We start from the raw sequence: 21,887 nt of genomic DNA on the forward strand, positions 1-21,887 counted from the left end.
TTCACTTGCCAGTCATGTGGAGGTTAAAGATTAATAAAGTTACACCCAAGTTGCTACATATGGGCAATAAGGGAAAAGCCCGGAGATCAAAAGGGAGGTAGGCCCCTTGCTAGATGTAAACAATTTTGAGTATATGAAAATCGGTCTAGCTTCACCAGATAAGATCCGTTCATGGTCACACGGTGAAGTGAAAAAACCTGAAACAATTAACTATCGTACATTAAAACCTGAAAAAGACGGTTTATTCTGTGAGCGTATTTTCGGACCTACAAAGGACTGGGAATGTCATTGCGGTAAATACAAGCGAGTTCGTTATAAAGGAGTCGTTTGTGATCGATGTGGCGTTGAAGTAACGCGTGCAAAGGTCCGTCGAGAAAGAATGGGGCATATTGAACTTGCAGCTCCAGTTTCTCATATCTGGTATTTTAAAGGTATCCCAAGTCGTATGGGACTTGTTCTTGATATGTCTCCACGTGCACTTGAAGAAGTTATCTATTTTGCCTCTTATGTAGTGACAGAACCAGGTGATACAGCACTTGAGAAAAAACAATTGCTTTCCGAAAAGGAATTCCGTGCATACCGTGAAAAATACGGTAATAAGTTTCAAGCCTCAATGGGTGCGGAGTCTATCAAAAAGCTTCTTTCAGACATTGATCTTGACAAAGAAGTCGATATCTTAAAAGAAGAATTAAGAACTGCACAAGGTCAGCGAAGAACTCGTGCGATTAAACGTTTAGAAGTACTAGAGGCATTCCGTGGTTCAGGAAATGAACCATCTTGGATGATTCTAGATGTTCTACCGGTTATTCCACCAGAATTACGTCCGATGGTTCAGTTGGATGGTGGCCGTTTTGCAACTTCTGACCTTAATGATCTATATCGTCGAGTGATTAACAGAAATAATCGTTTAAAGCGTTTATTAGATCTTGGTGCGCCAAGTATTATTGTTCAAAATGAAAAGCGCATGCTGCAAGAGGCTGTTGATTCACTTATTGATAATGGACGTCGTGGACGTCCAGTAACAGGCCCAGGGAATCGTCCGTTAAAATCACTTTCCCATATGTTAAAAGGTAAACAAGGTCGTTTCCGTCAAAACCTTTTAGGGAAGCGTGTTGACTACTCTGGCCGTTCCGTTATTGTTGTTGGACCCAATTTAAAAATGTATCAGTGTGGACTTCCTAAGGAAATGGCTTTAGAGCTATTCAAACCATTCGTAATGAAGGAATTGGTTGAAAAGGGATTATCACATAATATAAAATCGGCTAAACGAAAAATTGAAAGAGTACAGCCAGAAGTATGGGATGTACTAGAAAGTGTCATTAAGGAGCATCCGGTTCTTCTTAACCGTGCACCGACACTTCATAGATTAGGTATTCAAGCATTTGAACCAACGTTAGTTGAAGGTCGTGCCATTCGACTTCACCCGCTAGTATGTACTGCATATAATGCGGATTTCGATGGTGACCAAATGGCTGTTCACGTTCCTCTTTCATCTGAAGCGCAAGCAGAAGCAAGATTGTTGATGCTAGCAGCACAGAATATCTTGAATCCGAAAGACGGAAAACCAGTTGTTACGCCTTCTCAGGATATGGTATTAGGTAACTACTACTTAACGATGGAGAGAGCAGGGGCTGTTGGTGAAGGAATGATTTTTAAAGATTCTAGCGAAGCTATACTTGCTTATCAAAATGGATATGTCCATTTGCATACGCGGGTTGCTGTTCACGCAGGATCATTGAACAATCCTACATTTACAGAAGAAGAGAATAACAAATTTTTAATAACAACAGTCGGGAAATTGATCTTTAATGAAATTTTACCAGAATCATTCTCGTATATTAATGAACCTACAAGACGGAATCTTGAAGTAGAAACGCCTAAAAAGTATTTTGTTGAACGAGGTTCAGATATTCCTTCTATTATTAAAGAAATGCCAATTGTAGATCCATTTAAGAAGAAAATCCTTGGAAATATTATTGCGGAAGTATTCAAGCGATTTAAGATTACTGAAACATCGAAAATGCTTGACCGCATGAAAGACCTAGGATTTAAATACTCTACTAAAGCTGGTATTACAGTTGGTGTAGCTGATATCGTTGTACTTGGTGAAAAGGACCAAATTATTTCGGATGCTCAGAATAAGGTTGATAACGTTATGAAGCAATTCAGACGAGGTCTTATTACTGAAGATGAGCGATATGATCGTGTTATTTCAATCTGGAGTGCAGCGAAGGATGTTATTCAAGAAAAGCTAATGAAATCTCTTGATAGAGCCAACCCAATTTTCATGATGAGTGATTCAGGTGCCCGTGGTAACGCATCTAACTTTACTCAGTTAGCTGGTATGCGTGGACTGATGGCCAACCCGGCTGGACGTATCATTGAATTACCGATCAAATCAAGTTTCCGTGAAGGTTTAACAGTATTAGAGTACTTTATCTCTACTCACGGTGCTCGTAAAGGTCTTGCGGATACAGCGTTAAAAACAGCTGACTCAGGTTACTTGACTCGTCGTCTTGTAGATGTGGCACAGGATGTCATCATTCGCGAAGATGATTGTGGAACAGATCGCGGGCTTCTAATTAGTTCGTTAAAGGATGGTACTGAGGTGATTGAAACACTAGAAGAACGTCTAATTGGACGTTATGCTAGAAAAGCAATCAGACATCCTGAAACAAACGATGTGATTATTCCTGAAAATGGTCTAATAACAGAAGATCTTGCTGAAGCAGTAACAAAAGCTAATATTGAACAAGTATGGATTCGATCAGCATTCACTTGTAATACACGTCATGGTGTATGTAAAAAATGTTACGGACGTAACCTTGCAACTGGTCAAGAGGTTGAAGTAGGAGAAGCAGTTGGTATCATTGCTGCACAATCAATTGGTGAGCCAGGAACACAGTTAACGATGCGTACATTCCATACAGGTGGAGTAGCCGGAGACGATATTACACAAGGTTTACCGCGTATTCAGGAAATATTTGAAGCGCGTAACCCTAAAGGTGTTGCCGTTATTACTGAAATCGAAGGTGTAGTGGTTGGTATAAACGAAGGCCGTGACAGACAACAAGAAATTGTTGTCCAAGGTGAAATCGAATCACGTACGTATACCGCACCATATACATCAAGACTCAAAGTAGCTGTAAACGACCATGTAGAACGAGGACAGGAATTAACAGAGGGTTCAATCGATCCAAAAGAATTAATTAGAGTAAAAGATGTGACTGCTGTACAAGAATACTTATTGCGTGAAGTGCAAAAAGTTTACCGCATGCAAGGGGTAGAAATTGGCGACAAGCACGTTGAAGTAATGGTACGTCAAATGCTTCGTAAAGTTCGTGTAATCGATGCAGCAGAAACGGATGTATTGCCAGGAACATTACTGGATATACATCAATTTACAGATGCGAATGAAAAAGCGCTTCTTTCTGGAAAGTTACCTGCAACCGGCCGTCCAGTGTTACTTGGTATTACAAAAGCATCACTTGAAACGGATTCCTTCTTATCAGCAGCATCATTCCAGGAAACGACAAGAGTCCTTACTGATGCAGCTATTAAAGGAAAACGTGATGAGCTATTGGGCTTAAAGGAAAATGTAATTATAGGAAAACTGGTTCCTGCTGGAACGGGTATGCAGCGTTATAGACGTGCTGAACCATATACAAATGAGGAAGCAGCTGCAGAGACGGTTACAGCGGAATAGAACAACATTAATTGGTGCTAGCTGACTTGTTCAGTTAGCACCATCAATTATTTGCATTCTGCTGAAAAAAATCAGAATGATTGTTGACATCTGAAAGTGAAGGTGTTAATATAGCAAAGGTGCTCCTATTAACCGAATACTTTGGAGGATATCATAATATGTCTTATGAAAAAGTATTGCAGGCTAAATGCATTATAATAGGAACAAAGCAAACGGTGAAAGCTCTGAAACTAGGAACGGTAAATAAAGTTGTTATTGCCAAGGATGCAGACCATAAGGTTATCGCAAAAGTGGCAAACGCAGCTAAAGAAGTCGAAGTTCCTATCTTGTATGTTGATTCCATGAAGAAACTTGGAAAAGCGTGCGGTATAGAAGTAGGTGCGGCAGCTATTGCAATAATTAATTAAAAACTGTTTTTGTGGATATAGTTCTGCAAGAGCTTTGTTTTTTGCAACAAAATGAACCACCTGGATGTGTGGGCTTAACAAAAATGAAGGGAGGACAATTACATGCCTACTATTAATCAATTAGTGCGTAAACCTCGTAAAACAAAAGAGGATAAGTCAAAATCACCTGCACTAAACAAAGGCTATAACAGCTTCAAAAAAGCACAAACTAACGTATCTTCACCTCAAAAACGCGGTGTATGTACTCGTGTTGGTACAATGACTCCGAAAAAACCGAACTCAGCATTACGTAAATATGCACGTGTTCGTTTATCTAACGGAATTGAGGTAAATGCATACATTCCTGGTATCGGACACAACCTGCAAGAACACAGTGTTGTATTAATCCGTGGCGGACGTGTAAAGGATTTACCGGGGGTACGTTATCATATCGTACGTGGAGCACTAGATACAGCTGGTGTTGCAAACCGTATGCAAAGCCGTTCTAAATACGGTGCGAAGAGACCAAAAGCACCTAAGAAATAATCAAAAAAATTAATGAAGATAATTTCCGAAAGGAGGAAATAATATGCCACGTAAAGGTCCTGTAGCAAAAAGAGACGTATTGCCGGATCCGATTTACAATTCAAAGCTTGTTAGTCGTCTAATCAACAAAATGATGATTGACGGTAAAAGAGGTAAATCACAAGCTATTTTATATTCTGCATTTGATATTATTGGTCAGCGTTCTGGCAAAGAGCCAATTGAAGTATTTGATCAAGCACTTAAGAACATCATGCCTGTACTTGAAGTAAGAGCACGCCGTGTAGGTGGAGCAAACTACCAAGTACCAGTTGAGGTGCGTCCTGATCGTCGTACAACTCTTGGTCTTCGCTGGTTAGTAAATTACGCTCGTCTTCGCGGAGAAAAAACGATGGAAGAGCGTTTAGCTAATGAAATCCTAGATGCTGCTAATAACACTGGTGCATCTGTTAAGAAACGTGAAGATACACACAAAATGGCAGAAGCAAACAAAGCATTTGCTCACTACCGCTGGTAAGATTAGTAATTTAATTCAAATAACACTCATACTAGGAAGGAGAAAGACCCAATGGCAAGAGAGTTCTCCTTGAAAAACACTCGTAATATCGGTATCATGGCTCATATTGATGCCGGTAAGACAACAACAACGGAGCGTGTACTTTATTACACTGGTAAAATCCATAAAATTGGTGAAACGCACGAAGGTGCTTCTCAAATGGACTGGATGGAGCAAGAGCAAGAGCGTGGTATCACAATCACTTCTGCTGCAACAACTGCTCAATGGAATGGCCATCGTGTAAATATTATTGATACACCGGGACACGTAGACTTCACAGTTGAAGTTGAACGTTCTCTTCGTGTACTTGATGGTGCTGTAGCTGTTCTTGATGCTCAATCTGGTGTTGAGCCTCAAACAGAAACAGTTTGGCGTCAAGCTACAACATATGGAGTACCACGTGTTGTATTCGTTAATAAAATGGACAAACTTGGTGCAGATTTCATATATTCTTTAAAAACTCTACATGATCGTCTACAAGCAAATGCAGCTGCAATTCAGCTACCAATTGGTGCTGAGGATAATTTCGAAGGTATTATTGACCTTATCGAAATGAAAGCTACACTTTATGGTAACGACTTAGGTACAGATATTAAAGAAGTTGAAATCCCTGCAGAATACATGGAGCAAGCTGAAGAGTACCGTGAAAAGTTAGTTGAAGCGGTAGCTGAACTTGATGAAGAATTAATGGAGAAATATCTTGGCGGTGAAGAAATCACTGTAGATGAGCTGAAAGCGGCGATTCGTAAAGGTACTGTTAATGTTGAATTCTACCCAGTAATCTGTGGTTCTGCATTTAAAAACAAAGGTGTTCAAAAAATGCTTGATGCAGTTATCGATTACCTTCCATCACCATTAGATGTACCAGCAATTAAAGGTACACTTCCTGATAGTGATGAAGTAGTTGAGCGTCATTCAGATGATGAAGAGCCATTTGCTGCTCTAGCATTCAAAGTTATGACGGATCCTTATGTTGGTAAGTTGACATTCTTCCGTGTATACTCTGGAACATTGAACTCAGGTTCATATGTACAAAACTCAACTAAGGGTAAACGTGAACGTGTAGGTCGTATCCTACAAATGCACGCTAACTCTCGTGAAGAGATTCCAACAGTATTCGCTGGTGATATCGCTGCAGCTGTAGGCCTTAAAGATACAACAACTGGAGATAGCTTATGTGACGAAAAGAATCTTGTTATCTTAGAGTCAATGGAATTCCCAGAGCCAGTTATCCAATTGTCTATCGAGCCTAAGTCTAAAGCTGACCAAGATAAGATGACAACAGCTCTACAAAAATTACAAGAAGAAGATCCAACATTCCGTGCGCATACTGATCAGGAAACTGGACAGATTATCATTGCTGGTATGGGAGAACTTCACCTTGATATCCTTGTAGACCGTATGAAGCGTGAATTTAAAGTGGAAGCTAACGTAGGTGCGCCTCAAGTTGCTTACCGTGAAACTTTCCGTGGTTCTGCATCAGTTGAAGGGAAATTTGCTCGTCAATCTGGTGGACGTGGACAATTCGGTCACGTTTGGATTGAGTTCTCTCCAAACGAAGAAGGTAAAGGCTTCGAATTCGAAAACGGAATCGTCGGTGGGGTTGTTCCTCGTGAATATATTCCTGCTGTTCAAGCTGGTTTAGAAGATGCTCTTGATAGAGGTGTTCTTGCTGGTTATCCATTAGTAGATATCAAAGCTAGACTATTTGATGGTTCATACCATGATGTTGACTCATCAGAAATGGCCTTCAAAATTGCAGCATCTATGGCACTTAAAAATGCTGCGTCAAAATGTAGCCCAGTTATCCTTGAACCAGTTATGCGTGTAGAAGTAATTATGCCTGAAGAATATTTAGGCGATATTATGGGTAATATCACTTCTCGCCGTGGCCGTGTTGAAGGTATGGATGCTCGTGGAAACGCACAAGTTGTTCGTGCTATGGTTCCTCTTTCTGAAATGTTTGGATATGCGACTTCACTACGTTCTAGCACACAAGGACGTGGAGTGTTCTCAATGCACTTTGATCACTATGAAGAAGTACCAAAATCAATTTCAGAAGAAATCATCAAAAAAAATAAAGGTGAATAATTGATTTTACCTTATTTATAAAGTATAACTACTATTGTAGGCTAGTCAGCTGTGAAGAGAGTATTCTTTTCACGGCTTATCCAATACTTAACTTTTATAATTTAAAGGAGGATTTTCCTAATGGCAAAAGCTAAATTTGACCGTTCAAAACCCCATGTTAACATTGGTACAATCGGACACGTTGACCATGGTAAAACAACTTTAACAGCTGCAATCACTACTGTTCTTGCGAAAGCAGGCGGCGGTGAAGCACGCGGATATGACCAAATCGATAACGCTCCTGAAGAAAAAGAGCGTGGAATCACAATCTCAACTTCTCACGTTGAGTACGAAACTGCTAGCCGTCACTATGCACACGTTGACTGCCCAGGACACGCTGACTATGTTAAAAACATGATCACTGGTGCTGCTCAAATGGACGGCGGTATCTTAGTAGTATCTGCTGCTGATGGTCCAATGCCACAAACTCGTGAGCACATTCTTCTTTCTCGTCAAGTAGGTGTACCTTACCTTGTTGTATTCATGAACAAATGTGACATGGTAGACGACGAAGAGCTTCTAGAATTAGTAGAAATGGAAATTCGTGATCTATTATCAGAATATGAATTCCCTGGTGATGATATTCCTGTAGTTAAAGGATCTGCTCTTAAAGCTCTTGAAGGAGATGCTGCTTGGGAAGAAAAAATCATCGAACTAATGAACGCAGTTGATGAGTATGTTCCAAACCCAACTCGTGACACTGAAAAGCCATTCATGATGCCTGTTGAGGATGTATTCTCAATCACTGGCCGTGGAACTGTTGCTACAGGCCGTGTTGAGCGTGGACAAGTTAAAGTCGGCGATGTTATCGAAATCGTTGGTTTAGCTGAAGAAGCAAAATCAACAACTGTAACTGGTGTTGAAATGTTCCGTAAGCTTCTTGATTATGCAGAAGCTGGAGACAATATCGGTGCACTTCTTCGTGGGGTTGCTCGTGAAGATATCCAACGTGGTCAAGTACTTGCTAAGCCAGGTACAATCAACCCACACACAAAGTTCAAAGCTGAAGTTTATGTTCTTTCTAAAGAAGAAGGTGGACGTCACACTCCATTCTTCACAAACTACCGTCCACAGTTCTACTTCCGTACAACTGATGTAACTGGTATTTGTAACCTTCCTGAAGGCGTAGAAATGGTTATGCCTGGAGACAACATTGAAATGACTGTTGAACTAATCGCTTCAGTTGCTATCGAAGAAGGTACTAAGTTCTCTATCCGTGAAGGTGGACGTACTGTAGGCGCTGGCGTTGTAGCTTCAATTCAAGAGTAATAATTATATATAAAAAAGCAGATGGGTGACGATCCATCTGTTTTTTTTTTTTTTTTTTTTTGTTGTCAATTTTCTAGAAAACAAAAAAGTACCGAGTTTCTTCTATATAAAGTTGTTGTTAAAAAATCCAGCTAACGAATTAGTATTCGCGGAGTTCTAAGTGTACAAAGATAAAATATAATGTTTAGACTTTTATTCCTTCTATTGAAAACTAAATGAATAATAGCTATAATAGTAAAAGTGTATTAAGCATAAAAGAAATTACTTAATAAGTGTTGCATTTCATTTATGTTTTCTGTATAATAGGCAATGTTGGTCTTTGACTGCGATGATGTGAAAGGTTGCTGACACACCCGGCCGCTTTGCCATGGCGAGTGTGTGGGAAATTTTCACTGAGAATGTCTATTTGAAAATAGGCGAAAAGGAGGGAAAATAATGGCAAAACAAAAAATTCGTATTCGTTTAAAAGCGTATGATCACAGAATTCTTGATCAATCTGCTGAAAAGATTGTTGAGACTGCAAAACGTTCTGGTGCGGCTGTATCTGGTCCGATTCCATTGCCGACTGAAAAGTCAATCTACACAATCCTACGTGCGGTGCATAAGTACAAAGATTCTCGTGAGCAATTCGAAATGCGTACGCATAAACGTCTAATCGACATCATTAACCCAACACCACAAACAGTTGATTCGCTAATGCGTTTAGACTTACCATCTGGTGTAGATATCGAAATTAAACTTTAATCAATAAATAGAACTAATAAATTAGGAGGTGTGACTGAAATGACCAAAGGAATCTTAGGAAGAAAGATTGGTATGACTCAAGTGTTTGCTGAAAACGGTGAACTTATCCCGGTAACAGTAGTAGAAGCTGCTGCAAACGTTGTTCTTCAAAAGAAAACGATTGAAACAGATGGCTACGAATCAATCCAAGTTGGATTTGAAGATAAGCGTGAAAAGCTTTCTAACAAACCTGAACAAGGACATGTTGCAAAAGCTAACACTGCTCCTAAGCGCTTCGTACGTGAATTACGTGGAGTGAATTTAGGAGAATATGAAGTTGGTCAAGAAGTCAAAGTTAATATTTTCGCAGCAGGTGAGATTGTTGATGTAACAGGAATCTCAAAAGGTAAAGGTTTCCAAGGTGCTATTAAGCGTCACGGACAATCTCGCGGACCAATGGCTCACGGTTCACGTTACCACCGTCGCCCCGGTTCAATGGGTCCTGTAGCTCCAAACCGTGTATTTAAAGGTAAATTATTACCTGGACGTATGGGTGGAGAGCAAATCACAGTACAAAACCTTGAAATTGTAAAAGTTGATGTTGAACGCAACTTATTATTAATCAAAGGAAATGTACCAGGTGCTAAAAAAGCAATGTTAAAAATTAAAAGTGCGGTTAAAGCATAGTAATAAGTCGGAAAGGAGGAAAAAAGAATGCCGAAAGTAGCATTATACAGCCAAGCTGGATCAAAAGTTGGAGAAATCGAACTTAATGAAACTGTATTTGGTATTGTGCCTAACAACCATGTATTATTCGAAGCTGTTGTTATGCAAAGAGCTTCTTTACGTCAAGGAACTCACAAAACTAAAATTCGCTCTGAAGTAGCAGGCGGTGGACGTAAGCCATGGCGCCAAAAAGGCACAGGCCGTGCACGTCAAGGTTCTATCCGTTCTCCACAATGGCGTGGAGGTGGTACTGTATTTGGACCAGTACCTCGCAGCTACAGCTACAAACTTCCTAAGAAAGTTCGTCGCTTAGCTATTAAATCTGCGTTATCTTCTAAAGTGTTAGAGGAAAATGTATTAGTATTAGAAAGCCTTGCTTTCGAAACTCCAAAAACAAAAGACTTTAAGGGTGTACTTAAAGGACTTTCAGTTGATTCAAAAGCATTAATCGTTACAGCTGATCTAGATGAAAACGTAGCATTATCTGCTCGTAACATCCCTGGTGTAACAGTTGTTTCTGCTTCTGGAATTAGCGTATTGGATGTTCTAAATCATGATAAATTAATCATGACGAAGGCAGCGGTTGAAAAAGTAGAGGAGGTGCTTGCATAATGGATGCACGCGATATCATTAAGCGCCCCATAATCACTGAAAGATCTACTGATATTATGCCTGAGAAGAAATATACATTTGAAGTAGATGTTAGAGCTAATAAAACTCAAGTTAAAGATGCTGTTGAAGCGATCTTTGGTGTAAAAGTTGATAAAGTTAACATCATGAACTACAAAGGTAAATTTAAGCGTATGGGTAAATTCGGTGGATACACAAACAAACGTCGTAAGGCAATTGTTAAATTAACAACTGACAGCCAAGAAATCGAATTTTTCGAAGCTTAATACTTTAACGAGAAAAGGAGGGAAACGAAATGGCGATTAAAAAGTATAAACCTACCACAAATGGTCGACGTAATATGACTTCATCTGACTTTGCTGAGATTACAACTAGCACACCAGAAAAGTCATTACTTGCTCCTTTACACCGTAAAGGCGGCCGTAACAACCAAGGTAAGTTAACAGTTCGTCATCAAGGCGGCGGTCATAAACGTCAATATCGTTTAATCGATTTTAAACGTATCAAAGATGGCATTCCAGGACGCGTTGCTACGATTGAGTATGATCCAAACCGCTCAGCAAATATTGCATTAATTAATTATGTTGATGGAGAAAAGCGTTACATCCTAGCTCCTAAGAATTTAGAAGTAGGCATGGAAGTAATGTCTGGACCTGAAGCAGATATCAAAGTGGGTAATGCACTTCCACTTGCTAACATTCCAGTGGGTACAGTTATCCACAATATTGAATTGAAACCTGGAAAAGGTGGACAATTAGTACGTTCTGCAGGTACTTCTGCACAAGTTCTTGGTAAAGAAGGCAAATACGTATTAGTTCGTTTGAACTCTGGTGAAGTTCGTATGATCCTTGCTACTTGCCGCGCTACAGTTGGTCAAGTTGGTAACGAACAACATGAACTTATCAACATTGGTAAAGCAGGACGTTCACGCTGGTTAGGCAAACGCCCAACAGTTCGTGGTTCTGTAATGAACCCTAACGATCACCCACACGGTGGTGGTGAAGGACGTTCACCAATTGGACGTAAGTCTCCAATGACTCCTTGGGGCAAACCAACCCTTGGATACAAAACTCGTAAGAAAAACAACAAATCAGATAAATTTATTGTGCGTCGTCGCAAAAAATAACGGGATTGAGCTACGGTTCCATAGCCGAGCCGTAGGACAATCGCGAAGGGAGGTTCAATCATGGGTCGCAGCTTAAAAAAAGGACCTTTTGTTGATGAACATTTAATGACAAAGATCGAAAAGCTAAATGAAACTGAAGGCAAACAGGTTATAAAAACTTGGTCTCGCCGTTCTACGATCTTCCCGCAATTCATCGGACACACTGTTGCAGTTTACGATGGTCGTAAACATGTGCCTGTATACATCACTGAAGACATGGTAGGCCACAAGCTTGGAGAATTTGCTCCAACTCGTGCATACAAAGGCCATGGCAATGATGATAAGAAAACAAGACGTTAATGAGAGGAGGGCATTCATATGCAAGCTAAAGCTGTTGCAAGAACAGTTCGTATTGCTCCTCGTAAAGCTCGTTTAGTCGTAGATTTAATTCGAGGAAAGCAAGTAGGTGAAGCGGTAGCGATTTTAAACTTAACGCCAAAAGCTGCTTCTCCAATCATAGAGAAGGTTTTAAAATCTGCATTAGCTAACGCTGAGCACAATTACGAAATGGACGTTAATAATCTAGTAGTTGCTCAAGCATTCGTTGACGAAGGACCGACATTGAAACGTTTCCGTCCTCGTGCGATGGGCCGTGCAAGCCAAATCAACAAGCGTACTAGTCATATTACTATCGTTTTATCAGAAAAGAAGGAGGGATAATCAGTGGGTCAAAAAGTAAATCCAGTCGGTTTGCGTATCGGAGTTATCCGTGATTGGGAATCTAAATGGTACGCAGGCAAAGACTATGCTGATCTTTTACACGAGGACCTTAAAGTACGTGAGTACATTACAAAGCGTCTTAATGATGCCTCTGTTTCTAAAGTGGAGATCGAACGTGCTGCAAACCGCGTAAATATCACTATTCATACTGCTAAACCAGGAATGGTTATCGGTAAAGGTGGTACTGAAGTGGAAGCACTTCGTAAAGCACTTAACACACTTACTGGCAAACGTGTACACATCAATATTCTTGAAATCAAAAAAGCTGATATCGATGCGAAATTAGTTGCGGAAAACATTGCTCGTCAATTAGAAAACCGCGTATCTTTCCGTCGTGCTCAAAAACAAACGATTCAACGTGCAATGCGCGCTGGTGCTAAAGGTATCAAAACAATGGTATCTGGTCGTCTAGGCGGGGCTGACATCGCTCGTTCGGAATCATATAGCGAAGGAACAGTTCCACTTCATACTCTTCGTGCTGATATCGATTATGCTACAGCAGAAGCTGATACAACTTACGGTAAATTAGGCGTAAAAGTATGGATCTATCGTGGAGAGGTCCTTCCTACGAAGAAGAAAACTGGGGAAGGAGGCAAATAATATGTTATTGCCAAAACGCGTAAAATATCGTCGTCAACATCGTGGGAAAATGCGCGGTCAAGCAAAAGGCGGTACTGAAGTAACATTTGGTGAATTCGGCCTGCAAGCTACTGAAGCTTCTTGGATTACGAATCGTCAAATTGAATCAGCTCGTATTGCGATGACTCGTTACATGAAACGTGGCGGTAAAGTTTGGATTAAGATATTCCCGCATAAGCCTTACACTGCAAAGCCTCTAGAAGTCCGAATGGGTTCCGGTAAGGGTGCTCCTGAAGGATGGGTAGCAGTTGTTAAGCCTGGTAAAGTAATGTTTGAAATCGCAGGTGTTTCTGAAGAGATCGCTCGTGAAGCTTTACGTCTTGCAGCACACAAACTTCCTGTTAAATGTAAGTTTGTAAAACGAGAAGAAATTGGTGGTGAATCAAATGAAAGCTAATGATATTCGTGACCTTACCACTGCCGAAATTGAACAAAAAGTCAAATCATTAAAAGAAGAGTTATTTAATCTTCGCTTTCAATTGGCGACTGGACAACTTGAAAATACAGCTCGCATTCGTGAAGTACGTAAAGCGATTGCTCGTATGAAAACTGTTATTCGTGAAAGAGAAATTGGTTTTACAAAGTGATATTGAGAGGAGGTTCGCACAATGAGTGAACGCAACCAACGCAAAGTTTACACTGGGCGTGTTGTTTCTGACAAAATGGATAAGACTGTAACTGTCCTTGTTGAAACTTACAAAAAGCACGCTTTATACGGTAAACGCGTTAAGTACTCTAAAAAGTTTAAGGCTCATGATGAGCAAAACCTAGCAAAAACTGGCGATATCGTCCGCATCATGGAAACTCGTCCACTTTCTGCAACTAAACGCTTCCGTCTTGTAGACGTAGTAGAAAAAGCAGTTATAATCTAATTGTTCGGTAGGGAGTTTTTCCCGAAGGGAGGTTACACACATGATTCAACAAGAATCACGCTTGAAAGTTGCTGACAACTCTGGTGCACGTGAAGTGCTTACAATTAAAGTTCTTGGTGGCTCAGGTCGCAAAACCGCTAACATTGGTGATATTATCGTTTGTACAGTAAAACAAGCAACACCAGGTGGCGTTGTTAAAAAAGGTGATGTTGTTAAAGCTGTTGTTGTTCGAACAAAGAGCGGTGTACGTCGTAATGACGGTACTTACATTCGTTTTGATGAAAACGCATGTGTAATTATTCGTGATGACAAGGGTCCTCGTGGAACTCGTATCTTCGGACCAGTTGCTCGTGAATTACGTGACAACAACTTCATGAAAATTGTTTCATTAGCTCCAGAAGTTCTATAATACTAACTAAATTGCCTTTAAGGAGGTGCTTACTGATGCATGTAAAAAAAGGTGACAAAGTTATGATCATCTCTGGTAAAGATAAAGGCAAAACGGGCGTTATTCTTGCAGCGTTCCCTAAACAAGACCGAGTTCTTGTAGAAGGAGTAAACATTGTGAAGAAACACTCCAAGCCTTCACAGGTAAATCCGCAAGGCGGAATTATCAACCATGAGGCTCCTGTTCATGTATCAAACGTTATGCCTGTCGACCCTAAGTCTGGAGAACCAACTCGTGTAGGCTATAAAACGGTTGATGGCAAAAAAGTACGTGTTGCAAAAAAATCCGGTGAAGTTCTAGATAAATAGTTCAAAGAAGAAGGGAGGTATAATGAATGAGCCGCCTAAAAGAAAAATTCACAAAAGAAATTACTCCTGCTCTAATGAGCAAGTTTAACTATACTTCAGTAATGCAAGTGCCTGTAATTGATAAAATCGTTATCAACATGGGTGTTGGTGATGCTGTTCAAAATTCAAAAGTACTTGATAATGCGGTGGAAGAATTAGCACAAATCACTGGTCAAAAACCAGTTGTAACTCGTGCGAAAAACTCTATTGCTGGCTTCCGTCTTCGTGAAGGTATGCCAATCGGTGCGAAAGTTACACTTCGTGGAGAACGCATGTATGAGTTCTTCGATAAATTAATCTCTGTATCTCTTCCACGTGTACGTGACTTCCGTGGGATTTCTAAGAAGTCATTTGATGGTCGTGGAAACTATACTCTAGGTGTAAAAGAACAGTTAATCTTCCCTGAGATTGATTACGATAAAGTAAACAAAGTTCGTGGTATGGATATCGTTATCGTAACTACAGCTAAAACTGATGAAGAAGCGCGTGAACTTTTAACTCAATTCGGAATGCCATTCCAAAAGTAATCGCTAAATAGAGGGAGGCGAAAACGTGGCTAAAAAGTCAATGATTGCGAAACAAAAACGCACGCCTAAACATAAGGTACAAGAATATACACGTTGCGAACGTTGTGGACGTCCACATTCTGTATACCGTAAATTTAAGCTTTGTCGTATTTGTTTCCGTGAATTAGCATATAAAGGTCAAATTCCTGGCGTGAAAAAAGCTAGCTGGTAAACCCCAAGTGTGGGAAGGAGGTAAAAACAAATGGTCATGACAGATCCAATTGCAGATTTGCTTACTCGCATCCGTAATGCGAATATGGTGCGTCACGAAAAATTAGAAGTTCCTGCTTCTAATATTAAGAAAGAAGTTGCTGATATCCTTAAGCGTGAAGGCTTCGTACGTGATGTTGAGTTTATCGAAGACAATAAGCAAGGTATTATCCGCATTTTCTTGAAATACGGTTCAAACAACGAGCGTGTTATCACTGGACTAAAACGTATCAGTAAACCTGGTCTTCGTGTATACGCAAAAGCTGACGAAGTACCACGCGTACTTAACGGCCTTGGAATCGCACTAGTTTCTACTTCTCAAGGAGTTCTTACAGATAAAGAAGCTCGCGCTAAACAAGTCGGTGGAGAAGTTTTAGCATACGTTTGGTAATAGAGTTTTTAATGAATGGAGGTGCAATAAATGTCTCGTATAGGTAAAAAGCCAATTGAAATTCCAACTGGTGTTACAATCACTAACGATAAGAACACAGTTACTGTAAAAGGGCCTAAAGGTGAACTAACTCGTTCATTTCATTCTGATTTGATTATTCAAGTGGAAGAAAACGTACTAACCGTTTCTCGTCCAACTGATTCAAAAGAACACCGTACCATCCACGGTACAACTCGCGCGTTGCTTTCTAACATGGTTGAGGGTGTTTCTAAAGGATTTGAAAGAGGCCTTGAGCTTATCGGTGTCGGTTACCGTGCTCAAAAACAAGGTAATAAGCTTGTATTAAACGTTGGTTACTCTCATCCTGTTGAAATCGAACCTGAAGAAGGTATCGAAGTTGAAGTACCATCAAATACGAAAGTTATCGTTAAAGGAATCAACAAAGAACGCGTTGGTGCTTTAGCTGCTAACATTCGTGATGTTCGTCCTCCAGAGCCTTACAAAGGAAAAGGTATCCGCTATGAAGGCGAATATGTGCGTCGTAAAGAAGGTAAAACTGGTAAGTAATGCCGCATAGGTAAACGAAAGGAGTGACTTAAATGATTACGAAGGCTGACAAAAATGCAGTTCGTAAGAAAAGACATGGCCGTGTACGTGCTAAACTTTCTGGAACTGAAGCTCGTCCTCGTTTAAACGTGTTCCGCTCTAATAAGCATATTTATGCTCAATTAGTCGACGATGTAAAGGGAGTTACTTTAGCAAGTGCTTCTACATTAGATAAAGAAGTGAATCTTGATTCTACTAGCAATGTTGATGCAGCAATTAAGGTCGGAGAATTAGTTGCAAAGCGCGCAGTAGAAAAAGGAATTCAAGCAATCGTATTTGACCGTGGAGGATACCTCTATCATGGTCGCGTAAAAGCATTGGCTGATGCAGCACGTGCGAATGGATTAGAATTTTAATAGACAAAGGAGGGACACAAAAAGATGCGTCGTATTGATCCAAACAAACTTGAACTTGAAGAACGCGTAGTTACGGTTAATCGTGTAGCGAAAGTTGTTAAAGGCGGACGTCGTTTCCGTTTCTCTGCTCTAGTAGTAGTAGGCGATAAAAACGGTCATGTCGGCTTTGGTACTGGTAAAGCTCAAGAAGTACCAGAAGCAATTCGTAAAGCGATTGAGGATGCGAAGAAAAACTTAATCGAAGTGCCAATGGTTGGAACATCTATTCCTCACCAAGTAATTGGTAACTTTGGTGCTGGTGAAGTTCTTTTGAAGCCTGCATATGAAGGTACTGGCGTTATTGCTGGTGGACCAGTTCGTGCGGTATTAGAATTAGCTGGTGTTGGTGATATCTTATCTAAGTCTTTAGGTACAAACACACCAATCAACATGGTTCGTGCTACATTGAACGGTTTAACACAATTAAAACGTGCTGAGGACGTAGCTAAGTTACGTGGTAAATCAGTAGAAGAACTGTTAGGATAAGGAGGGAAATCAAATGGCGAAAACACTAGAAATTACCCTCACTCGCAGCGTGATTGGCCGCCCGCAGGACCAACGCGAAACAGTTAAAGCTCTTGGCTTACGAAAAATGCACCAAACAGTTGAGCATAAAGATAATCCTGCTATTCGCGGAATGATCAACAAAGTTGCTCACCTTGTTATGGTAAAAGAAAATTAAATTGTATTCTTCTACAAAATAAGGAGGTGCCAACATGAAACTTCATGAATTAAAACCTGCAGAAGGTTCACGTCAAGAACGTAAACGCAAAGGCCGAGGAATCGGTTCTGGTAACGGTAAAACTGCTGGTAAAGGTCATAAAGGTCAAAACGCTCGTTCAGGCGGCGGTGTTCGTCCTGGTTTTGAGGGTGGTCAAACACCTTTATTCAGACGTTTACCAAAGCGTGGCTTTACGAACATTAATCGTAAAGAATATGCAATTGTGAACCTTGATGCACTAAACCGTTTTGAAGATGGAACTGAAGTTACTCCAGTTCTTCTTGTCGAAACTGGGGTAGTAAGTAATGAAAAAGCAGGAATTAAAATTCTTGCTAAAGGCAAAGTTGAGAAAAAGCTTACTGTAAAAGCTCATAAATTCTCCTCTGCTGCAAAGGAAGCTATTGAAGCTGCCGGCGGTCAAACTGAGGTGATTTAATGTTTCAGACAATCTCCAATTTTATGCGCGTGGGTGATATAAGAAGAAAGATTATATACACCCTTTTAATGTTGGTCGTATTTCGCATCGGTACTTTCATACCAGTACCTGGTGTGAATGCTAGCCTTCTACAAGCCCAGGATGAACTAAATGCATTCGGACTTCTTAATACATTTGGCGGTGGTGCGCTTCTTAACTTCTCTATACTTGCCATGGGGATCATGCCGTATATTACAGCATCGATTATCATTCAGTTATTGCAAATGGACGTTGTGCCAAAGTTTACTGAATGGTCTAAACAAGGAGAGGTTGGACGTCGTAAATTAGCTCAGTTTACCCGCTACTTTACTATCGTGCTTGGTTTCATCCAAGCTCTTGGTATGTCTTACGGTTTTAACAATCTTGCAAATGGACAATTGATTGAAAACCCTGGAATTGCTTCTTATCTTCTTATTGCGACAGTATTAACTGCTGGAACTGCATTTTTATTGTGGTTGGGTGAGCAAATTACTGAAAAAGGTGTTGGAAATGGAATCTCCATTATCATCTTCGCTGGTATCGTAGCTGGTATACCATCAATCGTAAACCAGATTTATGCACAGCAATTTGAAAATGCAGGTGAACAAATTTTCCTTCGCATTGTTACAGTTGTGTTAATCCTTCTTGCAGTTGTTGCTATCGTTGTTGGTACAATCTTTATCCAACAGGCTTTAAGAAAGATTCCAATCCAATATGCTAAGCGTGTGGCGGTTGGAAAGAATCCAGTTGGCGGACAAAATACACATTTGCCATTAAAAGTTAATGCAGCTGGTGTTATTCCGGTTATTTTTGCGATTTCATTCATCATTACTCCAAGGACTGTATCTGGTTTCTTTGAACAAAATGATGTAACATTATGGATTCAAAAAGTGTTTGATTATACAACACCGGTTGGAATGCTCATTTACAGTGCATTAATTATTGCTTTTACTTATTTCTATGCTTTCATTCAAGTCAATCCTGAACAAGTTTCGGATAACTTGAAGAAGCAGGGCGGGTATATTCCAGGCATTAGACCAGGAAAAAGCACGCAGGAATATTTAACACGTGTTTTATACCGTTTAACATTGGTGGGTGCACTCTTCCTTACAGCCATTTCTATTCTTCCGATGTTATTCATTAATATCGCAGGATTACCTGATTCGGCTCAAATTGGAGGAACAAGTTTGTTAATCGTTGTCGGTGTTGCACTTGACACGATGAAGCAGCTTGAATCTCAACTCGTTAAACGTCATTATAAAGGGTTTATTAAATAGTTTGGTTTTTAGGGGACTAGTACGTTCCCTAAAACCGATTAGATTTAAGGGGGAATTCATATGAATTTAGTATTAATGGGGCTCCCCGGTGCTGGTAAAGGTACTCAAGCCGAGAAGATCGTCGAAAAGTACGGCATCCCTCATATCTCAACAGGTGATATGTTTCGTGCAGCAATTAAAGGTGAAACGGAACTGGGCCTGAAAGCAAAATCATTTATGGATAAAGGCGAACTTGTTCCTGATGAAGTAACAATCGGTATTGTCCGTGAACGATTAAGCAAGGATGACTGTGAGAAAGGCTTCTTGCTTGACGGATTTCCAAGAACGGTTCCACAAGCAGATGCCCTAGAAAACATTCTTGAGGAATTGAATAAAAAAATTAATTTTGTTATTAATATTGATGTTGATCAAGATATTCTTATGGAACGTCTGACAGGCCGTCGCATCTGTAAAGATTGCGGTGCCACTTATCATCTCGTATTTAATCCTCCTGCAAAAGAGGATAAATGTGATCGCTGTGACGGAGAACTGTATCAGCGTGCAGACGATAATGAAGCTACGGTGAAAACTCGACTAGATGTTAATATCAAACAAACGAAGCCTTTGCTTGATTTCTATGAAACAAAAGGTTATTTACGTAATATTGATGGTAGGCAGGATATCGGTAAAGTATTCACTGATCTGGATCGTTTACTCGGGGGCTTGCATTAATGATTATTTGCAAAACGCCGCGTGAAGTTGATATCATGCGTGAGGCTGGCAGAATTGTCGCACTGACTCATCAAGAACTGAAAGAACATATTGCACCAGGCATTACAACAAGTGAATTGGATAAGATTGCTGATCAATTTATTCGTAAATTTAATGCAATTCCATCGTTTAAAGGTTATAATGGCTTTTCTGGCAGCATCTGTACTTCAGTAAATAATGAACTTGTTCATGGCATACCTGGTGATCGTGTATTAAAAGACGGTGATATTATCAGTGTTGACATTGGTGCTAAATATAACGGTTATCATGGTGACTCCGCTTGGACTTATCCTGTTGGTTCTATATCTGAGGAAGCGCAGCGTCTTCTCGATGTTACTGAAGAATCATTGTATATCGGACTAAAGGAAGCAAAGCCAGGTGAGCGTCTATCGAACATCTCACATGCTATTCAGACATATGCGGAACAAAATGGTTTTTCCATTGTACGCGAGTATGTTGGCCATGGAGTAGGTCAGGATTTGCATGAGGATCCTCAAATTCCTCATTATGGTCCGCCAAACAAAGGGCCGCGTCTTAAACCGGGGATGGTACTTGCTGTTGAGCCGATGGTGAATGCAGGAAGCCGCTATGTAAAAACGCTAGCTGACAACTGGACAGTAGTTACAATTGATGGGAAATTGTGTGCTCACTTTGAACATACGATTGCCATTACTGAAACAGGCTATGAAATTTTGACAAAGGCCTAGTAATAGGTGATTGAATATAACGTTTCAGTTTTGTTTCGGTTTTGTGCTATAATCATAAAGTTGTTAGAATCTGAAGAATTTGCAAGAATCCGGCGTGTAACTTTGGAAAATAAACTTTGCATTTGTAAAGTTTAATGAGTTCTTATTAATTATGAAGAAGGGAGATCTGTTCGATGGCGAAAGACGATGTAATTGAAATAGAAGGTACGGTTGTTGATACTTTGCCAAATGCCATGTTTAAAGTAGAATTAGAAAATGGTCATACGGTGTTGGCTCATGTTTCTGGTAAGATCCGCATGCACTTTATTCGCATTTTACCTGGAGATAAAGTAACTGTGGAGCTCTCTCCATATGATTTAACTCGCGGAAGAATCACTTATCGTTTTAAATAACCATTGCACTCCGTACTATTAAGGAGGTTAGGATAATGAAAGTAAGACCATCTGTTAAACCGATCTGCGAAAAGTGCAAAGTTATCCGCAGACGTGGAAAAGTTATGGTTATCTGTGAAAACCCTAAACATAAACAAAAACAAGGCTAAAAACAAGGAGGTGCGCTAAGTTATGGCACGTATTGCTGGTGTAGATATTCCACGTGAAAAACGTGTAGTAATCTCATTAACTTACATCTATGGGATTGGTAAAATTACTGCTCAGAAAGTATTAGCAGATGCTGGTGTTTCTGAAGATACTCGTGTTCGTGATTTAACGGAAGATGAGTTAAATAAAATCCGTGAAGTCATTGATAAATTAAAGGTTGAAGGTGACCTACGTCGTGAGGTTTCACTTAACATTAAGCGTCTAATGGAGATCGGAAGCTATCGCGGTCTACGTCATCGCCGTGGTTTACCGGTTCGTGGACAAAATACAAAAAACAATGCTCGTACACGCAAAGGTCCTCGTAAGACTGTAGCGAACAAGAAGAAATAATCCGTAAAGGAGGTACTTTAA

33 protein-coding genes are annotated in these 21,887 nt (G+C 40.2%); all 33 read left to right on the top strand.

What is annotated here, in order from left to right; genetic code table 11:
* Positions 1-106 precede the first annotated feature (106 nt).
* Positions 107-3,706: a DNA-directed RNA polymerase subunit beta' gene (gene rpoC / locus ACFYKT_RS20090; RefSeq protein WP_389223234.1), complete on the top strand. Its 3,600-nt coding sequence runs from the start codon at positions 107-109 to the stop codon at positions 3,704-3,706.
* Between the two features lie 158 nt (positions 3,707-3,864).
* Positions 3,865-4,113 (top strand): 50S ribosomal protein L7ae-like protein, encoded by a 249-nt coding sequence (locus ACFYKT_RS20095; protein ID WP_389223237.1) that lies wholly within the window; start codon positions 3,865-3,867, stop codon positions 4,111-4,113.
* Between the two features lie 102 nt (positions 4,114-4,215).
* On the top strand, positions 4,216-4,638 hold the full coding sequence (rpsL, locus tag ACFYKT_RS20100) for a 30S ribosomal protein S12 (RefSeq protein ID WP_389223240.1): 423 nt from the start codon (positions 4,216-4,218) through the stop codon (positions 4,636-4,638).
* 43 nt (positions 4,639-4,681) lie between these two features.
* Positions 4,682-5,152 (top strand): 30S ribosomal protein S7, encoded by a 471-nt coding sequence (gene rpsG, locus ACFYKT_RS20105; RefSeq protein WP_389223243.1) that lies wholly within the window; start codon positions 4,682-4,684, stop codon positions 5,150-5,152.
* Positions 5,153-5,203: 51 nt separating this feature from the next.
* Positions 5,204-7,282, top strand: coding sequence for an elongation factor G (gene fusA, locus ACFYKT_RS20110; RefSeq protein WP_389223246.1), 2,079 nt, complete (start codon positions 5,204-5,206; stop codon positions 7,280-7,282).
* A 120-nt stretch (positions 7,283-7,402) separates the two neighbouring features.
* Entirely contained in the window at positions 7,403-8,590 is a 1,188-nt protein-coding gene (gene tuf / locus ACFYKT_RS20115; RefSeq protein ID WP_389223249.1) for an elongation factor Tu, read from the top strand.
* Between the two features lie 435 nt (positions 8,591-9,025).
* On the top strand, positions 9,026-9,334 hold the full coding sequence (gene rpsJ, locus ACFYKT_RS20120; RefSeq protein ID WP_009791329.1) for a 30S ribosomal protein S10: 309 nt from the start codon (positions 9,026-9,028) through the stop codon (positions 9,332-9,334).
* Positions 9,335-9,373: 39 nt separating this feature from the next.
* Complete coding sequence (gene rplC, locus ACFYKT_RS20125; protein WP_389223252.1) at positions 9,374-10,000, top strand: 50S ribosomal protein L3; 627 nt, start codon at positions 9,374-9,376, stop codon at positions 9,998-10,000.
* A gap of 27 nt (positions 10,001-10,027) precedes the next feature.
* A complete protein-coding gene (rplD, locus tag ACFYKT_RS20130; RefSeq protein WP_389223255.1) occupies positions 10,028-10,651 on the top strand; it encodes a 50S ribosomal protein L4 in 624 nt (207 codons plus the stop codon).
* Positions 10,651-10,935 (top strand): 50S ribosomal protein L23, encoded by a 285-nt coding sequence (rplW, locus tag ACFYKT_RS20135; RefSeq protein ID WP_389223257.1) that lies wholly within the window; start codon positions 10,651-10,653, stop codon positions 10,933-10,935. The genes rplD and rplW overlap by 1 nt, the downstream gene beginning before the upstream one ends.
* A gap of 29 nt (positions 10,936-10,964) precedes the next feature.
* Positions 10,965-11,795, top strand: coding sequence for a 50S ribosomal protein L2 (rplB, locus tag ACFYKT_RS20140; protein ID WP_389223259.1), 831 nt, complete (start codon positions 10,965-10,967; stop codon positions 11,793-11,795).
* A 60-nt stretch (positions 11,796-11,855) separates the two neighbouring features.
* Positions 11,856-12,134: a 30S ribosomal protein S19 gene (gene rpsS / locus ACFYKT_RS20145; RefSeq protein ID WP_389223262.1), complete on the top strand. Its 279-nt coding sequence runs from the start codon at positions 11,856-11,858 to the stop codon at positions 12,132-12,134.
* An 18-nt stretch (positions 12,135-12,152) separates the two neighbouring features.
* Positions 12,153-12,494, top strand: coding sequence for a 50S ribosomal protein L22 (gene rplV / locus ACFYKT_RS20150; RefSeq protein ID WP_389223265.1), 342 nt, complete (start codon positions 12,153-12,155; stop codon positions 12,492-12,494).
* Between the two features lie 3 nt (positions 12,495-12,497).
* Complete coding sequence (rpsC, locus tag ACFYKT_RS20155) at positions 12,498-13,154, top strand: 30S ribosomal protein S3 (RefSeq protein WP_389223268.1); 657 nt, start codon at positions 12,498-12,500, stop codon at positions 13,152-13,154.
* A gap of 1 nt (position 13,155) precedes the next feature.
* Complete coding sequence (gene rplP, locus ACFYKT_RS20160; RefSeq protein WP_053478259.1) at positions 13,156-13,590, top strand: 50S ribosomal protein L16; 435 nt, start codon at positions 13,156-13,158, stop codon at positions 13,588-13,590.
* Complete coding sequence (gene rpmC / locus ACFYKT_RS20165) at positions 13,580-13,780, top strand: 50S ribosomal protein L29 (protein WP_389223271.1); 201 nt, start codon at positions 13,580-13,582, stop codon at positions 13,778-13,780. Before rplP ends, rpmC begins: the two co-directional genes overlap by 11 nt.
* Positions 13,781-13,801: 21 nt before the next feature.
* Positions 13,802-14,065: a 30S ribosomal protein S17 gene (rpsQ, locus tag ACFYKT_RS20170; RefSeq protein WP_389223274.1), complete on the top strand. Its 264-nt coding sequence runs from the start codon at positions 13,802-13,804 to the stop codon at positions 14,063-14,065.
* Between the two features lie 40 nt (positions 14,066-14,105).
* Complete coding sequence (gene rplN / locus ACFYKT_RS20175) at positions 14,106-14,474, top strand: 50S ribosomal protein L14 (protein ID WP_053478256.1); 369 nt, start codon at positions 14,106-14,108, stop codon at positions 14,472-14,474.
* Between the two features lie 35 nt (positions 14,475-14,509).
* Positions 14,510-14,821, top strand: a complete 312-nt coding sequence (gene rplX / locus ACFYKT_RS20180) for a 50S ribosomal protein L24 (protein ID WP_389223278.1) — start codon at positions 14,510-14,512, stop codon at positions 14,819-14,821.
* Positions 14,822-14,847: 26 nt separating this feature from the next.
* The gene (gene rplE, locus ACFYKT_RS20185; protein WP_389223282.1) at positions 14,848-15,387 is read left to right on the top strand and encodes a 50S ribosomal protein L5; all 540 of its coding nucleotides are present in this window, start codon (positions 14,848-14,850) and stop codon (positions 15,385-15,387) included.
* A 25-nt stretch (positions 15,388-15,412) separates the two neighbouring features.
* Positions 15,413-15,598 (top strand): 30S ribosomal protein S14, encoded by a 186-nt coding sequence (gene rpsN / locus ACFYKT_RS20190; protein ID WP_009336593.1) that lies wholly within the window; start codon positions 15,413-15,415, stop codon positions 15,596-15,598.
* A gap of 30 nt (positions 15,599-15,628) precedes the next feature.
* Positions 15,629-16,027, top strand: a complete 399-nt coding sequence (gene rpsH, locus ACFYKT_RS20195) for a 30S ribosomal protein S8 (RefSeq protein ID WP_389223286.1) — start codon at positions 15,629-15,631, stop codon at positions 16,025-16,027.
* A 30-nt stretch (positions 16,028-16,057) separates the two neighbouring features.
* The gene (gene rplF / locus ACFYKT_RS20200; RefSeq protein WP_389223289.1) at positions 16,058-16,594 is read left to right on the top strand and encodes a 50S ribosomal protein L6; all 537 of its coding nucleotides are present in this window, start codon (positions 16,058-16,060) and stop codon (positions 16,592-16,594) included.
* A 32-nt stretch (positions 16,595-16,626) separates the two neighbouring features.
* Entirely contained in the window at positions 16,627-16,989 is a 363-nt protein-coding gene (rplR, locus tag ACFYKT_RS20205) for a 50S ribosomal protein L18 (RefSeq protein ID WP_389223292.1), read from the top strand.
* 24 nt (positions 16,990-17,013) lie between these two features.
* Positions 17,014-17,514: a 30S ribosomal protein S5 gene (rpsE, locus tag ACFYKT_RS20210; RefSeq protein ID WP_389223294.1), complete on the top strand. Its 501-nt coding sequence runs from the start codon at positions 17,014-17,016 to the stop codon at positions 17,512-17,514.
* Positions 17,515-17,527: 13 nt separating this feature from the next.
* Entirely contained in the window at positions 17,528-17,710 is a 183-nt protein-coding gene (rpmD, locus tag ACFYKT_RS20215) for a 50S ribosomal protein L30 (RefSeq protein ID WP_389223297.1), read from the top strand.
* A gap of 34 nt (positions 17,711-17,744) precedes the next feature.
* On the top strand, positions 17,745-18,185 hold the full coding sequence (gene rplO / locus ACFYKT_RS20220) for a 50S ribosomal protein L15 (RefSeq protein ID WP_389223300.1): 441 nt from the start codon (positions 17,745-17,747) through the stop codon (positions 18,183-18,185).
* On the top strand, positions 18,185-19,480 hold the full coding sequence (gene secY, locus ACFYKT_RS20225; RefSeq protein WP_389223303.1) for a preprotein translocase subunit SecY: 1,296 nt from the start codon (positions 18,185-18,187) through the stop codon (positions 19,478-19,480). Before rplO ends, secY begins: the two co-directional genes overlap by 1 nt.
* Positions 19,481-19,540: 60 nt before the next feature.
* Entirely contained in the window at positions 19,541-20,191 is a 651-nt protein-coding gene (locus tag ACFYKT_RS20230) for an adenylate kinase (RefSeq protein WP_389223306.1), read from the top strand.
* Positions 20,191-20,937, top strand: a complete 747-nt coding sequence (gene map / locus ACFYKT_RS20235; RefSeq protein ID WP_389223309.1) for a type I methionyl aminopeptidase — start codon at positions 20,191-20,193, stop codon at positions 20,935-20,937. The genes ACFYKT_RS20230 and map overlap by 1 nt, the downstream gene beginning before the upstream one ends.
* A gap of 173 nt (positions 20,938-21,110) precedes the next feature.
* Entirely contained in the window at positions 21,111-21,329 is a 219-nt protein-coding gene (gene infA / locus ACFYKT_RS20240) for a translation initiation factor IF-1 (RefSeq protein WP_009336604.1), read from the top strand.
* 35 nt (positions 21,330-21,364) lie between these two features.
* The gene (rpmJ, locus tag ACFYKT_RS20245; RefSeq protein ID WP_000868344.1) at positions 21,365-21,478 is read left to right on the top strand and encodes a 50S ribosomal protein L36; all 114 of its coding nucleotides are present in this window, start codon (positions 21,365-21,367) and stop codon (positions 21,476-21,478) included.
* A gap of 22 nt (positions 21,479-21,500) precedes the next feature.
* Positions 21,501-21,866, top strand: coding sequence for a 30S ribosomal protein S13 (gene rpsM, locus ACFYKT_RS20250; protein ID WP_389223315.1), 366 nt, complete (start codon positions 21,501-21,503; stop codon positions 21,864-21,866).
* Positions 21,867-21,887: the final 21 nt, after the last annotated feature.

This window comes from Cytobacillus mangrovibacter, from assembly GCF_042865275.1.
In the GTDB taxonomy this organism is placed as follows: Bacteria; Bacillota; Bacilli; order Bacillales; family Cytobacillaceae; genus Cytobacillus; species Cytobacillus mangrovibacter.